The organism is Pseudoalteromonas sp. SWYJZ19 (assembly GCF_015864375.1).
Classification (GTDB): Bacteria; Pseudomonadota; Gammaproteobacteria; order Enterobacterales; family Alteromonadaceae; genus Pseudoalteromonas; species Pseudoalteromonas arctica.
This window is the reverse complement of the sequence record NZ_JADYXI010000021.1, coordinates 19137-35311: the sequence shown is the minus strand read 5'-3', so window position 1 is coordinate 35311 and position 16175 is coordinate 19137. Positions and strand designations below refer to the sequence as shown.

Here is a 16175-nt window from a genome sequence, read left to right as displayed (position 1 = left end):
ATTAGTTACTCTTTTGATCAAGTACAGCCTGCATAATGGCTTTAATTTTACTATTAGGTGCATACAACGCAGCAATCGACTTTTTATATTCAGCAGTAAACGTTTCGTTATGCTCAAGCTTACCAAACAAGCTCGTTAACTTTAAAAATGCAATTGGGCTAGTTTGAGTCTCTTGCGCGTAAGAATTAAGCTCTTTGTGCATAGCATCTTGAATTTCAAGTTGCTCACCGTTTTCACTTAAACCTTTATCGCTGTATAAACACCAAGTTGCAATAACAAGCGTTGCCAGTGATACATCTCGACCTTGTACTAGGTTTTCGTTAATAGTGGCAATTAAAAACTTAGGCAGTTTAGCTGAGCTTTCACTACATATACGCGCTAGGCTGTCTTTAATATTAGGGTTAGCAAAACGCTCTATTAACGTATCTTTGTAGCTTTCAAGGTCAATGCCTTCAAGTGGTTCAAGATTTGGCGTTACTTCTTTATCCATAAAAGCACGCAGGTATGTGGCAAATAATTCATCAGATACCGTTTCGTCAATAGTGCCATAGCCATGGATTGAACCTAATAAACCAAGCACAGAATGCCCTGCATTAAGTAAACGTATTTTCATGGTTTCATAAGGCGTTACATCAGTAACAAACTGTGCACCAACAACATCCCAATTTGGACGAGAGTCACTAAATGTGTCCTCTATTACCCATTGTGTAAATGACTCACAGGTAATTGGCCACTCGTCGCTAACACCATATGCATCAACCACGTAATCAATATCACTCTTTTTAGATACCGGTGTAATACGGTCAACCATCGCATTTGGAAACGATACGTTTTGCTCAATCCACTCACTTAGGTCTTTGTCTTGCTCTGTAGCAAAGGCTAAAAGCATTTTGCGTGTTACGTTACCGTTGTGCTGAATGTTATCGCACGACTGCACTGTAAATGCGCCTAAGCCTTGCTCTTTACGCAGTTTTAACGCAGCCGTAATGTAACCAAACGCTGTAATTGGGTCGTTCGGGTTATTAATGTCGTTAATAATATCTGGATTGCTGTAATCAAACTCGCCCGTTGCAGGGTTAAAGTTGTAGCCGCCTTCGGTAATAGTAAGCGACACAATTTTAGTATCGCTGTGCGCTAACTTATTAATTACCGCTTGTTTGTCCTCTGGAGCAAACAAAAAGTCGATCATTGAGCCAATTACTTTGTTATTTATTTTACCGTCTGGGTGTCTAACAGTAAGCGTATAAAGGTAATCTTGCTGCTTTAGAATATCACGCAGACCACGGTTACCCTCTAAAAGGCCAACACCACATATGCCCCATTGCTCAGAGCCTGGGGTTTTTAAAAGCTCGTTAACATATACCGCTTGATGAGCACGATGAAAACCGCCCACGCCAATATGAACAATACCGGCTTTAACTGCGCTACGGTCGTAGGTTGGTGTATCAACATGGCTTGGTAATTGAGCCAAGCTTAGTTGGTTTAGCCCTGTAACTAGAGCGTCAGTGTGTTGATGTTGCGTCATGGTGCGACCTTACTAAACAAAAATAAAATATAAATTACGATACTGTATTACGATAAGTAATTACGATGCTGTATTGAGTACTTTATGGCGTTTTAACGACCAGTACGCAGTAACAAAATAAATAACAGTACAAATAAAACAGGCTATTTCGAATTGCGATTTATTAGCGCTGTACATACTCATAGTTTCACTGAAAAACATCACCTGGCTGGCAAATATAAAAATAATAACCAGTGAAACCGTAGAAACCGCATTAAGTACTTTGGTAAATACAGAGCTGTCAATTACTGGCTTTGGAATGTCTTTAGCTTCAGCGGCTTGATATTCTTTAATATCACGTTGCTCTTGCTCTTCTGCTTCAATCTCTTGTGTGTAATCTTCACCGGCGCCGTATTTTTTAGCTAAAAGCGTGTAAATAACAATTGTGAAAATCCACGTAGGAATAAACAAGTAGTAAAACGACATTACATCAATTGCGTTTAAGCCAAAGCCAAACACAAGCGCTAACGCCCAAGATGCTATAGCCGGTACGCTGCGAGTAATGTTTTTATATTTAGCCCAGTAACGTGTTAGGCCAATTTTAGGAAATAACACATGTTCAGCAAACACAATGCCGCCTACTGGCACAACTAATAAGCCTGCGTAGGTAAGTAGCGGAAGCATTTGTGAAAATACAAACGGGAAACACGCAATAATCACGGTTACAACACCTACAATAGCGGTTGTGCGTTCACGTGATTGATTAACAAATATAGATTGTGCTGCAAGGCCTGCACGGTAAAGGTTTGCGTTAGCTGTAGTCCAACCGGCAATAATTACAATAACAAAACCAGTCCAACCTAATGCATGGTATGCAACATCGCCCGGATCAAGTGATGAAATAGTTGTTTTAAGTAATACCGCAACACCTGCGCCCATAATACCGGCAGAGATCCACGCTAAGTAATGACCAAAAAACATGCCCACACCAGAAAACAAACCATAGCTTTTGCGTTTAGCAAATCTAAAAATAGCCATGTCGATTAAACCAAAGTGAGTAATTGAGTTAGCAGCCCATGCAAAGCCAATCACTTCTAATAGGCCAATACCTTTTTCACCATCGGCATTGGTGCCCGTCCATATGGAGGAGTCGCCTATGGTCATAAAGTCGCTAAAGCTAGTTAAAGAGGTAGAACCTAATACGTGATTTGAAAGCTCAGGGAATAACGCGAACGAACCTGCAATAAATATAACAAATAGCCACGGCGCACACAGCTTTGAAAAGTCAGCAACCGTAGAAAAGCCATACATCGCAACAAACACAACAATAGAGCCAACAGCTAAAACAATGGCTACAAACCAAAAGCTATTTGGATACCAATCAAGTTGTGCAGGTATATCAAACAAAAACCGCACGGCGGTGGAGGATACCGTGATCATCGCGGCCGATATAACACTAAAAATAACCACGTTAGCCCAGTTATAGAGCTTAGTCATTGAGTTACCAGCAATTTTGTTTAAGTAGTTATATAAACTTAAGCGGGTTTCTACTGCAATGGGTGCAGTAATCAGCCACCAAGAACACATTGCTAACAGGTTACCTATTAATAAACCCAGTAGAATGTCGATGGTTGAAGCGCCTAATGCAACAAACGTTGCACCAATAACAAATTCAGTAGCCGCAACATGTTCGCCAGCATATAGCCCTGCAAAATGTTTCCAGCCGTGAAGCTTATTATTAGCAACAGGAAGCTGCTCTTCGTTTACATCTTTAAATGATTGTGTGTGTGGACTCGTTGCCATGGTATTTCCTATTGTTAACAGCAAAAGATTTAATACCTAAATACTTTGCCTTTTATAATTTGGCTTATAAACGCATGATGTTTTGCCATGTTTTGTTTTATTTTTAGTAAAGCAAAACCATCTACATTTATATTTTGTGTTTGCTTGCCTGTCAGTGAGTAAGGCGAGCAAATCGCGTTTAAAACTTTGTGTATTTAAAAAGCTGCGTGTTTACTGCTTTTTAAGTGCAGGGTATGCACTAAAAAAATCTTGCCAATGCGTTAAATGATCAACATTTGGGTAAGCACTGTTTACATGATTTACCGAGCCTTGCATATGTTGCCCACCGCTGTAATGCAGCACCTGCATATTGGCGTCAATTCCGGCATTTACGCCTGCTTTACTGTCTTCAATCACTAAACAATGATCTGGCTTTACACCCATTTGTTTAGCTGCATGTAAAAATAAATCGGGTGCTGGTTTACCACGCTTAACTTCGCTGCTGGTAAAAACCGTATCGCTAAAGTACTTACTTAAACTCACTACGCTCAACGCTTTAGCGGTGCGTGCTGGGCTGCTGCTAGTAGCTATACAAATAGGCACAGCTAAATTGTTAAGTACGTCTTTTATACCGTCAGTCGTGGTTAGTCCTGTTTCAAATTCGTTTAACAGTGCCTCGCGGTAGTCACCTTCAAAGCTTTCAGGAAGAGTGACATTAAATGCATCCGCTATTTTTTGGCTTACTGTTTTAAAGTTGCAGCCTAAAAAGTGTTGCTGTACATAAGCGCGGTCAATCTCAACGCCTTTTTCAGCAAGCATATTTATTAACACTTGCGCGCTTAAAATTTCGCTATCAATAACAACGCCATCACAATCAAATATCACTAGCTCAATTTTAGAATTCATCTTGTCACCTTATTAAAACTGTTTGGTTTAGCTAATTTAAGTATAACGAGTTAAGCGCGATTAATAGTGTGCAGCTTTTTAGTGCAACCTAATGATGAGCATAAGCCCATAAGTTGAGCATATTCCCTTTATTGCGCGAATATGTCAACACACTGTAAGTATAAAACGCACCAGCTTGGTGAAAATACACTCTGATAAAACTAAAAATCGTTGTATTTAATCAACTTTATAAAAATGCCTATCGACTAAGGTCGTAGATGGTAAGGCTTAAAAGCACCTCTGAAATTTATTTCATCTATTTTACAAATCACATCAATCTAATTAATCAGTTTTACCGAAGTTAATAAAATCAATACTATCGTTAACAGATTAACAGCCTGCACCACTGCCGGCACTTTTAAATAGATGAGGTCGACAATGAATACTCAAATAAACAAAACAAAATTAACACTAAGTGCACTAGCACTTGCAATGGCATTACCGGCAAGCGCAGCAACAACTCTTACTAAAGATAACGGCGCAGCTGTTGGCGACAACCAAAACTCGATTACTGCTGGCGAACGTGGCAGTGTATTACTAGAAGACGTACAACTAATTCAAAAACTACAACGCTTTGCACGTGAGCGTATTCCTGAGCGTGTTGTTCATGCCCGTGGTACTGGCGCACATGGTGTGTTTGTAGCATCTAAAGAGTTAGACGATTTAACAATTGCAGCCCCTTTTTCAGAAGTAGGTAAACAAACAGACGTATTTGTTCGCTTTTCATCAGTAATTCATTCTAAAGGCAGCCCAGAAACACTGCGTGACCCACGCGGCTTTGCAATTAAGTTTTATACTGATGAAGGTAACTGGGATTTAGTCGGCCTTAACTTACCGGTATTTTTTATACGTGATGCGATTAAATTTCCAGATATGATCCATTCTTTGAAACCATCTCCGGTAGATAACATTCAAGATCCTAACCGTGTATTTGACTTTTTCTCCCACGAACCAGGTTCTACACAAATGCTAACGTGGGTTTACAGCGACTACGGTACACCAGCAAGCCTTCGTAAAATGGACGGCTGGGGTGTTCATTCTTACAAAATGATTAATAAATCGGGTGATGTTAAATACGTTAAGTTTCATTGGGTAAGCCAACAAGGCATTGATAACCTTGACGCAAAAGAAGTAGCAAAGGTGCAAAGTAAAGATTTCCAGCACTTAACTCACGATTTATACACTGAAGTTAATAAAGGTAATTTCCCTAAATGGGATCTGTACATTAAAACGCTTGATCCATCACAGCTTGATGACTTTGATTACAACCCGTTAGATGCAACAAAAATGTGGTTAGATGTAAAAGAAGTTAAAGCGGGAACACTTACGTTAAACCGCATGCCAACTAACTTTTTCCAATCGACGGAACAAGTAGCTATGGCGCCATCAAACATTATTCCGGGTATTGAGCCTTCAGAAGACCGCTTATTACAAGGCCGTGTATTTTCTTACGCAGACACACAAATGTACCGCCTAGGTGCTAACCACCAGCAATTGCCAATTAACCGTGCAAAAGTTGAAGTAGTTAACTACAACCAAGACGGCGCAATGAATTACGGTAACACTACAGGCAATGTAAACTACCAGCCAAGTCAAGAAAACGTTGCTGAAAACCCAATTGCACGTAGAAGCCAAACCGAGCTTAAAGGCTACGTACAGCAAGCCGCGATTAAAAAGCAACAAAACTTCGCGCAAGCCGGTGTTTTATACCGTGGTTTTAGCAAGCAAGAACGTACAAACCTCGTTAATAACCTTGCAGGCGATTTAGGTAAAGTGCAAAACAGCAATGTTAAACACAAAATGCTTAGCCACTTCTACAAAGCAGACAGTGAGTACGGTACACGTTTAACTAAAGCTGTAAACGGCGATATTAAAATGGTTAAACAACTAGCAGCTAACTTGTAAGTAGCTAGTTGTAATTAACTAGCTGTAAGTAATCAGTTGTAAAAATTAGTCCCAACTAAGCAAGCAGCTATATAAGCAACCACAATTATGAGGAAGGGATAACCCCCTTCCTCTTTTTATAAGAGACAATTGTTATGCGTAATTTATTAATTATAGTCGCTCTACTACTGAGCTTTACCAGTAGCGTTTACGCTCAAAATACCCCAAGTACACAAACACCCAGTACGCAAGTTGAAAGCCAACATTCTGCAAAAACACAATACCAAAGCTTATTTTCTTATTACTTTGCCGCAGCACGTACAAACGACACAGCTGTAATAGAGCAATTTGTAGATGCCGGTATTCCTATCGACAGTTACAACAATAAAGGTTACACCGCATTAATGATTGCCACTTATCACGGTAATAAAAACACGGTAAACACGCTTTTACACTTAGGCGCTAATGCTTGCATGGAAGATAACCGGGGTAACACAGCACTTATGGCCGCTATATTCAGAGGTGAATTTAGTATTGCAAAAACACTCGTATCACTTGATTGCGATAACGCGCATCAAAACAAAGCCGGTCAAACAGCCGAGCAATTTGCACAAACATTTGGTCAACAAAAAGTTATAGAGTTACTAGCGCAGGTAAATAATGCAAAATAAACTGCACGCAACAAAAAGCCCTAAAACTTTAGGGCTTTTGATTTACTAAATATATGTTCAAATTAAACGTACTTACTCTAAAAACAGTGTGTTTATTAAGCTTTCTTGTTCTTTCCCAGCTTCATGTTTTAATGCTCGTATAAAATCCATAGAATTGGCGGGACTGTTTGGATAACCATGATTTTTCCAAACCAACTTGAGCGCATTAATAATGGGTTCATCCCCAATAGCAGCGCGTAGCTTAGCAAAGACAATGGTTGCTCGCGAATATTGGTCAAAGCTTTGTGTAGCATCAACCAAGGCTGAACGCTCCTTTATGTTCATCAACATACTTTGCTCATAGCGTGTTGTTTCATACTCAACCAGCGCTTGCATTGTCGCTTTCCCATAACGCTGCTCTATAACAACAAGCTCAATATACTTTGCCATAGACTCCACTAAAAAAGCGCTATCTGAAAGTACCCCATTACCAATATCATGGCCAAACCATTGATGCGCGGTTTCGTGAACTGCACGGCGATAGCGTTGATCAAAGCCTGCATTAGCGCTTGGCTTTGATCTAAAACCAACACTGTCTTCAATAAGTATAAGTTGCGGCAATGCATAACCTGTAGCACCAACACTAGGCGAGCCTATTAAACTCAATTGTTTTGCTCTATAAGGGCTTATATTATTAAGCCATTTTATTGTATCGCCCATTGCGCTGAGGTTTATAGCTATAGACTCCGCTCGTGCTGGCTCGTTTTTATCTTTAGCAAACACGTTTAACATCACGCCATTTTGCTGCTTGGTAACAGGGGAATAAGGCACCGTCACCCAAGCTGGGATTGCATTTATGGGTGTACGAGTCTCAAAATGAAATATTTCGCGGTCATCTTTGCTGGTACGTGATATTTCCTCTCCTTGGGTTATAACCTGATAACCACTTGTTGTACTCACTTTACTCGACATAGTAAGCCACTGGTAATGAGTACTTGCTTTCACCGTTTTAGCAAATAGCTTCGTGGGTCTAATAACCGACTTCACTTTAAGTGCGTGTTGCTGACGAAGTATAGGATCGGTTAATTCATAATTACCTTGATAGCCAACAGTCGGCAATAAAGGCACTGATCGTATATAGCTAAATTCAGGGGTTATTATCTGATGGCCTCTTACTGGCCAAAGCTTAGCTTGATGAACATCAAACCGTGTAACTAGTTTACGTATTTCTCCAGGCTGCATTTCATTCTCAAACTTAAACACAGCTTGATTAAGCAAGGGAAAGCTTTTAGCCCTTTGTGCGCCATCGATTTCAATATCGGCCCATTTATAAAAACCAGAGCGCCCAACCAATATCTCTTTAATAGGGGCTTGATGGGTGTTTTTTAAGGTATATATTAAGGAAAAATGAGCTTGCTGCTGATGCGGATAAAAGTCTACATTAGCATCAATGTGAACAATTTTTGGCTGTGCTACATTGCGCCATTGTGAGAATGCTTTTTCGTATTGTGCTTTAAATGCCTCGCGTTTATGCGAGTTGGTTAAAGGCTTCTCCTCAACCAGTCTTAAATATAATTGAGTAAATAGTGCCACAGTGATAAGTAAAGGTATAAGTAACCAAAAATGCTTAACCCCCATTACTCTTCGGCTCAACCCGGCACCTCGGTGATTAAAAATACCCGTAATTATAACTAAACTTATACACGCCGCTAACCAAACTGATATATAAGGCCAATAACTACTTATACTTGCACGATAACCCGAAAAGTTATCAGGTGCCTGCAAAGGCGTCCAACCAACACTCCACAATGTATGCGTAAGACCAAGATAAGTCATTATCGGTGTAAATTTGATCAGTAAAATAACAGCAATTAGCAAACCCGCAATAAGCTGCGAACGGCACAAATTAAATACACACAAAAATACACACGCAATAATGGCAAGCACAATTGCCATCAAAAATAAAATGGTTAAATGTACTTCAAATTGATATGCACTGTGTAAAAACCACTGAGCTGCACTTGCCCCTAATAAGCTCATTGTTAAAAAAACCAATATCATAGTACCTAGGACCAATAACTGACTGTTTAAAAAGTAATATGTTTTTAGCGGTGTGGCAGCGATCAGCTCAGCTATATTATAGTTTTTAGCAAAGCAGCTTACTTGCCAGCTCCACAAAGCCATTAATAAAGTGCCAAACAACAATTGCATATCAAATGCATAATAGCTAATTGCATCAAGGCTTGTGGTGCTTATAACACTCATTGGTTCAACATAACCAGACGACGAGGCAACACTATTAAAAACCATCACCGGCCAAACAAAAATAATCAGTAAAGTAACAGGGTGTGAAACCAAATTAACCAGCGTAGTTTTGTATAAACTGGCCATCATCAAAAATGGCTTTTGCGTGACTCTCGCTGTTTTATATTCAGCGGGTTTTAACGTGTTGTAACGAATGTATTCGTTAGTATTTTTAGTTTTTTTACTCTTTAATAATGTGTGTTTTTTATTTTTACTAAAAGTAATATAAAAAATACCAACAGCAAGCATACTCACAACAACGCGATTAATAGCAAATGAAGCCCCTAATGAATTGGTTAAACTGTTTATTACGGCAGTGTATGCAAAAGGGTCAAGCCAAACAAATAATGTATAAAAGCGATTGCTTATAATACTACTTCCAGCAAGCATTGGATTTCCGGTAATACTTGCAAGCATTATGTAGCCTATCCACAACACCGTAAAAACAACATAATTGGGTAATGAATTAGCTGATTTATGGCAAACAAAAAAGGCAATAACAACTAAAAAGCAGCTATTTGGTAACAATACTAAAAAGCTATTAAATACAGTAAAATAAACCACATTTGGTATATAGCCCAATTGCCTTACATGCATGTATATCATTACTAAATCGCTAATTAAGCTGATAATAAAAACCAAGAAAATCAGTAAGCATACTCTTGCTAAACTGCGCTTAAATAAACTAGTTTGCGTAGCATAAATAAGCTCCTGCATTGACGCGTGCTGATCTCGTAAAAATATAACGGGTGCCAATACTCCTACAAGCACAGGTAACTGCATCATTTGTAGCATTGTAATATTTAACTTAAATTGTTTTAACGAATCAACTTCAACTGCTGCAAGCCCAGAGGACAACATAACCGCAAATACCAAAGGTATAATAATGCACAGCCAAACAAGTGGTTGGCGCACTGCATATCGCCACTCATTAAAAATTAACATGTTTGACTTCCTTCATTAAGTGCAAAAAAGTACTTGTCTTGAAGCGTAGCGGGCGAATTTATTGCATTGTGTGCAGGCGCTGTGTCTGCATACACACGAAATGACGCTCTACCATAGCGATGGCTCTTACTTAATACATGCTGAGTTGGTATGCCCGTAGGTAAACTTTCGAGCTGCCAAATCTTACCTTCTAAAGGAACTAGTAACTCTTTTACGTCACCGCTTTGTATGAGTGCTCCTTGATCTATAATGGCCACGTAGTGACATAAATTTTCTACATCTTCAACAATATGGGTCGATAACAATACCAACCTATTTTGACTAATACTAACGAGTAAATTGTTTAAACTTTCTCGCTCCACGGGATCAAGCCCAGCAGTGGGTTCATCCATAATAATTAGCTTTGGGTTACCTAACAAAGCCTGAGCCACACCAAAACGCTGCTTCATTCCTCCCGAAAAATTAACGACCTTTTTATTAGCAAACTGAGTCAAATTGGTTAGTTCAAGTAAACTATTAATTTGGTTTTTGCGTGCATTACCATCTATACCTTTTAATACGGCAATATGCTCAAGTAACGCTCGACAACTCATATTGGGATACACACCAAAATATTGTGGTAAATAGCCTAGCTGCGATCTAAGCGCATCTGGTTGGCTAATTACATCAAGGCCATTAAAATTAATATGTCCGGAGTCGGCATTTTGTAAACACGCGAGTGTGCGCATAAGTGTTGATTTACCCGCCCCATTTGGGCCAAGTAGACCAACCATACCGGCGGGTAGAGTGATCGTCACATCATTCAAAGCCTGCGTACCATCTGCGTATTTTTTGTTAATATTTTTCAGTGTAAGCATTAGTTTCTTCCTTAATTGGTATAGCACCAGCTTAAGAAAACAAGTCAATACAAGCGAGAAAACAATGGTTAACGTCTTGAAATAAATGATGAACATAAAAAAGTAACGTTGGTCATTTAAATATGACCTTTCATCATTTAGATAAATGGCCTAGTGTGCTTAAAACGGTTACTAACCCTATGAAATAAAATAATTATTTTAAAAATAAATTATGATTGAAACAGTTTTATGGATAAACTAGCGCGCTCAGCGTAGTGAATTGTGCAAAGGTAATGTTTAAAATAAAAAGACAATTTTATCTGAGCGTACCCGCTCAGAAACTATAATAAAAACGGAGTCACATATGCAGCAAGCCAATACACCAATATGGCAACGCTTTAGCATTACCCAGCTAATAAATTTTTTACCGCTAATAGCCGCTATTATGCTCGACTCTCATATACGCTTTTTGTCATCACATATGGATTCAACTAGCCAATATCTGGCTATTAATATTCAACTTTTTTTACAGTGTATTCCCTTTTTTATTGCCCATGCGTTTGCATATCGTTTATTACTTACACCCGCAATCATAGTTTGGCTGTTAGGCTTTTTAGCCTATCCATCTCTCTTGCTAGTATTTAATAACCAACTTCTTAACTTTTCGCAATGGCAATACCTTGATGCACAATGTTGGACACTGTGCGCATCTGCAAGTGGTATATGGCTTATTACTAAACGCACTAATAAAAATAACAATGTGTTGAGTAATAAATGGCTTAAATCCTTGTTTTCACTTGATACAGTCGTGTTTATAGTACTTTTAGGTTGGGCAATAGTTACATCAAGCATACTCAATACGCACACTGATCCTATGTTAAACCAGCCTATTGAGCCTGTTATTGATGTTTATAAAGTATTCACACAGTTTGATACTTTTTTGGGTTACCTTTGGCAAATTACTGTTTGTGCCGGATTAGTATATGGAGTGTATTTATTAAATAGATATTTATTAATACGCTACGTATTAACCTATCATGGCGTATTAATATTTTTGTTTGCAAGTTTAATAAGCCTCGTTGTACTTACACCTATATTAACATCGTGCTTGCTACTGTTACCTATTAACGATTTACCCTCAGGCATTGCTAACTTAACACCAGGCGGTAATGATAATATTTTCAGCCCTGAAAATTATCAGTTCGTATTTTTGTTTTTAGCTATAAGCACACCGATTATTTTAGCGTTTGAACGACAGCAACAACACGTTCAAATTAGCAACATTGCCCAGCAACAAACAAAAACAGAGCTAATGCTACTTCAGCAGCAAATTAACCCTCATTTTTTATTTAATACATTAAACAACCTTTACGCGCTGACATTAAAAAAAGCAGATAATGCACCAGATCTTGTTATGCAATTAGCTAATTTACTGCGTTACAGTGTTTACGAAGGTCAAAAAGCACAGGTGAGTTTAGAAAAAGAAATCAATTACTTAAAAGGTTTTATTGCATTACAGCGTTTACGAAGTGCTGAGCGCTGTAACTTTGATGTGCAATGGCCTGAATATCAACAACACTATTTTATTTCGCCACTACTGTTAATAATGATTTTAGAAAACGCGATAAAGCATGGTGTAGAGCCCACGTCACAAAAAGTAACGGTTGTGTTTAAAATCACCATGGCCGATAACATACTAACGCTATTTTCCTCCAACCCTATTCTACCTAATAACAATTCAGAGCATGGGATGGGACTTAACAATTTACGCCGTAGGTTGACTCTTTTATATCCAAATAAGCACACATTAATTATTAATGAAAATAAAAACCTTTGGCAAACCACACTTAAATTGGAGCTGGCTGCATGCTAAACACAATAATTGTTGATGACGAGCCGCTCGCGCATGACGTTATACTGCATCATTTAAGTGCCCATAAAGATATTAATATAAGCGGACAATACCTTAACGCTAAAGATGCATTATGTGCTTTAGCCACATCATCTATTGATTTGTTATTTTTAGACATAAACATGCCCGAACTATCGGGCATTGCATTACTAAAAGTGCTCGCGAATCGACCACAAGTGATTATTATTAGTGCGTATCAAGAATATGCTTTAGCCGGTTTTGAACTTGACGTAACTGACTACCTACTAAAACCAGTCTCTGCGCAACGCCTTGAACAAGCACTCAATAAAGTACGGAAAAAAAGAAAACACATAACGCTAAATTCCAAGGCACCTCTGACTATTACGCTTAAAATCGATCGTAAAAAACATAAAATTCAATTAAGCGACATAGACATGTTTGAAGCGTATGGAAATTATGTAAAAGTATGGCAAGGTGAAAAAGCATTACTTGCAAGCAGTACTCTCAAATACATATTGCAAGAGCTTGATACTTCATTTATTCAAGTCCACAAATCTTACGTTATTAACAAAAATAAAGTTGTTGCGTTAAGTAATGAAAGCGTTCAACTAGCATCAGGCGTGTCAGTTAAAATTGGCAAGTCATTTAAACAACAAGTGCGCGACATTATTTAATTTAAGCTCGGTTAAAGTTCCCCTTTATTTAAAAGCCCTAATGCTTTAGGGCTTTAAATTATTTTACCTTTAAAAAGTAGCGTTACAATTTCCAATTCATTATTTTAGAAGCACGTTAAAAACGATACGTTACTGAAGCACCTAACGTTTGAGGATTCACTACCGCAACATAACCCGTTGGGTAACGACCACTTGCAGGCTCAACTGACGTAAATGCTTCTTCATCTAATGCATTATTAATAAAAGCACTCACCAACCAATGATCGCTATTATAGCTTATTGTTGCACGCGTAATTGTATAACCTCCGGCAACACGCTCTTCTGTATTAGTTAAATCGCCATAGTAATCGTCTACATAATTAGCGCTCACATTTAACTTTAAGCTATCTGTAAACCAATGCGATAAACCTAAACTTGCAGTTAGCTCTGGTGCTGAGTTTAATTCGTTACCCACTGCATCTGAATAAGTCGCTGATTCATCTATTTTAGTTTTTAATAAACCTAGCCCTGCATGTAACTGCCATTGCTCACCTAGCATGCTATATGCTTCAAGTTCTAAGCCATAGCTATGCGCATCGTCAATATTAGTGATTTTTCGACTTGAGCTTAAAGCTTGATAACCATTAAAGTTATTGTAAAAAATATTAGCACTAATATTTAAATCACCATTATTTAGTACGCTACGCGAGCCTACTTCATAGGTATTTACTGATTCTTGCTCGTAGTAATAGTATTCTTGTGCAGCAAAATCTAAGGCACCACCACCAGCGTTATAACCACGACGAGCACTTGCCGATAAGGTAGTGTTATTAGTTACTTTATATTGAACAGCTACCGTAGGTAGTTTTATCGTATTAGAATTATCTAATTGCTCAACTAATCTGCTGCCACCAAAAGCCATATCAAAATTACGAAGTTGTTCTTCACGCTCAACTCGCAGCCCCGCTGTTAACGTAAGCTCATTTGTTAACTCAAAGCTTGTTTCGCCATAAATTGCTTTAGAGTCACTACTATCGTCACCAAAATAATTGGTTGCACCAACGCTTTTAAAGTCTTGTTCACGGTCAAAATAAGCAATACCTACAAAGCCCGAATAAAAATCACTATTTAAGCCAAAGTTTAATTTACTATCAATTGTGATATTTTTTTCATCCATAGAAATATCAGACTCCGCACTGGCAAGTGCCTCATATGCTTCAAAGCCCCATTCATAATCCATATATGCGAGTAGTATATCGAACGAAAAGTTATCATTTATTTTATAATCAATATTTACCTGAGTCGTGTCTGACTGGGTATCCATATCGCGCTGAAATAAAGGCACATAATCAAACGGTTCATCACCTTCAAAGTACTTACGACCTGTATTACCCTCTTCACTGTAGGTAGAGTAAGTTAGCTGTACAGCTAAATCGGTCGTTGGGGTATACAGTAATTTTGCACGCGTACTACTGGTATTAAGCTGATTTAAGTTTTTATCTGTTGGATTGGTTTCATGTATCGTTGGGTTGCTAAAGGTTTCACCATTTACATATTGAGTAGATAAACGAAATGCTAGTACATCCTCAATTAAAGCCCCCGAAACAACAGCGGCTGTATCAAGGTAACTATCTTGATTTCTATACCCAACGCGTACAGCACCTTCAAAATCTTGTGTTGGTGCTTTGGTTGTCATATAAACTGCACCACCAATGCTATTACGACCATTGCTAGTTGACTGCGGTCCACGGTATACCGCTATTTGATCTATATCCCACAAACCTGTATCACCGGTTAAATCAGCTACAAATGGCTGACTTACACCATCAACAAGCGTTGATACTCTTGCTTTAGAGCCTCCACTAAATGAGTTAAAACCTGTTGCACCACCATTACCCGACACACCGCGCATATCTGGCACGGCTCCAGTAAGTACCACTACATTTGCCATTTCTGCCAAAGCTTCTGAAACCGAACCTAGTTGTCCATTTTCTAATAGTGACTTATCTACCACTGCAACCGATGTAATCGTATCTTTGAGTGACCTTTCGATTTTTTCGCCTGTTACAATAATTGTATCTATTGATTCTCGACTTGTTTCATCAGCAAATGCATTACTTTGAGCCAATAACAAAGAGCTTGTAATCAGTAGTGAAAGTTTATTAGGCTTAAATGAAGCTACCACAGTTATTTCCTTTTATGGATAGTTGTTTTATTTTTCGAAAAAATAGCACAAACACACACTTGTTGCAATTGAGTTTAGTTATCATTTAGAATAGCAACATCATTAATAAGTGTTTTAATTTATGTTGCAACTTACCCTTTCTCTTATTTTATTTACTGCTACATCCCTGTTTTATCTTAGTAACCGCCACCAACGACTTCTAAGCAAACCCATTAACAAAAGCTGGCGCAAGCTCGCATTTATCCTTTTTGTTATTGCAATACCATTAGCCTTATATGCTTTTTCTAATGCGGCAGCCGTATTTTTTATCATTTTAATGATAATGCTCGCTTTAATAATAATTCCGATCGTAAGCCTGATTAAACACAAGGAAGTAAAATAATGTCATCTGCACAAAGGCAAAAAATAAAACCAACTTGGCTTGGCAAAAGTTTGGCTGGTTGTTTTTTAGGGCTAGCGCTAGCGTTTATTCTCGTTGCTTTTTTTGCATGGTACGGAGCGGGAGGCATAGATGCGCCCGACAAAGTGCAATTTAATATGTGGATGATACCCATTTTATGGTTAACTATTTTTAGCTTCACCTACCTGTTTAGTTCAGCAAAAAATGCTTGGCT

The 16175-nt window shown here is 38.4% G+C and carries 10 protein-coding genes; 4 read left to right on the top strand and 6 right to left on the bottom strand.

Annotated features, from left to right (window positions below; genetic code table 11):
• Position 1: 1 nt before the first annotated feature.
• The 3 genes from I6F45_RS17515 to I6F45_RS17505 form a co-directional block, all read right to left on the bottom strand.
• A complete protein-coding gene (locus I6F45_RS17515; protein ID WP_197161414.1) occupies positions 2-1525 on the bottom strand; it encodes a mannitol dehydrogenase family protein in 1524 nt (507 codons plus the stop codon).
• 60 nt (positions 1526-1585) lie between these two features.
• Complete coding sequence (locus I6F45_RS17510; protein WP_197161412.1) at positions 1586-3307, bottom strand: purine-cytosine permease family protein; 1722 nt, start codon at positions 3305-3307, stop codon at positions 1586-1588.
• 210 nt (positions 3308-3517) lie between these two features.
• Positions 3518-4192, bottom strand: a complete 675-nt coding sequence (locus I6F45_RS17505; RefSeq protein WP_197161410.1) for an HAD family hydrolase — start codon at positions 4190-4192, stop codon at positions 3518-3520.
• Between the two features lie 417 nt (positions 4193-4609).
• Here I6F45_RS17505 and I6F45_RS17500 point away from each other — a divergent pair, with 417 nt between their 5' ends.
• Together I6F45_RS17500 and I6F45_RS17495 are read left to right on the top strand one after the other, a co-directional pair.
• Entirely contained in the window at positions 4610-6136 is a 1527-nt protein-coding gene (locus I6F45_RS17500; protein WP_197161406.1) for a catalase, read from the top strand.
• Positions 6137-6270: 134 nt separating this feature from the next.
• Entirely contained in the window at positions 6271-6786 is a 516-nt protein-coding gene (locus tag I6F45_RS17495) for an ankyrin repeat domain-containing protein (RefSeq protein ID WP_197161403.1), read from the top strand.
• 72 nt (positions 6787-6858) lie between these two features.
• Here I6F45_RS17495 and I6F45_RS17490 read toward each other — a convergent pair whose 3' ends face one another.
• A complete protein-coding gene (locus tag I6F45_RS17490) occupies positions 6859-10014 on the bottom strand; it encodes a M1 family aminopeptidase (protein WP_197161400.1) in 3156 nt (1051 codons plus the stop codon).
• Positions 10008-10871, bottom strand: a complete 864-nt coding sequence (locus I6F45_RS17485) for an ABC transporter ATP-binding protein (RefSeq protein ID WP_165728998.1) — start codon at positions 10869-10871, stop codon at positions 10008-10010. Before I6F45_RS17485 ends, I6F45_RS17490 begins: the two co-directional genes overlap by 7 nt.
• A gap of 343 nt (positions 10872-11214) precedes the next feature.
• On the opposite strand from I6F45_RS17485, the gene I6F45_RS17480 reads away from it, so the two are divergent.
• Both I6F45_RS17480 and I6F45_RS17475 read left to right on the top strand, forming a co-directional pair.
• Positions 11215-12723, top strand: a complete 1509-nt coding sequence (locus I6F45_RS17480; RefSeq protein WP_197161398.1) for a sensor histidine kinase — start codon at positions 11215-11217, stop codon at positions 12721-12723.
• Positions 12717-13397, top strand: coding sequence for a LytR/AlgR family response regulator transcription factor (locus I6F45_RS17475; protein WP_197142653.1), 681 nt, complete (start codon positions 12717-12719; stop codon positions 13395-13397). Before I6F45_RS17480 ends, I6F45_RS17475 begins: the two co-directional genes overlap by 7 nt.
• A gap of 115 nt (positions 13398-13512) precedes the next feature.
• On the opposite strand, the gene I6F45_RS17470 is transcribed toward I6F45_RS17475, so the two are convergent.
• Positions 13513-15561, bottom strand: a complete 2049-nt coding sequence (locus tag I6F45_RS17470) for a TonB-dependent receptor (protein ID WP_165739936.1) — start codon at positions 15559-15561, stop codon at positions 13513-13515.
• Between the last annotated feature and the right edge of the window lie 614 nt (positions 15562-16175).

Bases quoted from the DNA above. Each gene is read 5' to 3' on its own strand.
- I6F45_RS17515 (WP_197161414.1), bottom strand. From the start codon at position 1,525: ATGACGCAACATCAACACACTGACGCTCTAGTTACAGGGCTAAACCAA.
- I6F45_RS17510 (WP_197161412.1), bottom strand. From the start codon at position 3,307: ATGGCAACGAGTCCACACACACAATCATTTAAAGATGTAAACGAAGAG.
- I6F45_RS17505 (WP_197161410.1), bottom strand. From the start codon at position 4,192: ATGAATTCTAAAATTGAGCTAGTGATATTTGATTGTGATGGCGTTGTT.
- I6F45_RS17500 (WP_197161406.1), top strand. From the start codon at position 4,610: ATGAATACTCAAATAAACAAAACAAAATTAACACTAAGTGCACTAGCA.
- I6F45_RS17495 (WP_197161403.1), top strand. From the start codon at position 6,271: ATGCGTAATTTATTAATTATAGTCGCTCTACTACTGAGCTTTACCAGT.
- I6F45_RS17490 (WP_197161400.1), bottom strand. From the start codon at position 10,014: ATGTTAATTTTTAATGAGTGGCGATATGCAGTGCGCCAACCACTTGTT.
- I6F45_RS17485 (WP_165728998.1), bottom strand. From the start codon at position 10,871: ATGCTTACACTGAAAAATATTAACAAAAAATACGCAGATGGTACGCAG.
- I6F45_RS17480 (WP_197161398.1), top strand. From the start codon at position 11,215: ATGCAGCAAGCCAATACACCAATATGGCAACGCTTTAGCATTACCCAG.
- I6F45_RS17475 (WP_197142653.1), top strand. From the start codon at position 12,717: ATGCTAAACACAATAATTGTTGATGACGAGCCGCTCGCGCATGACGTT.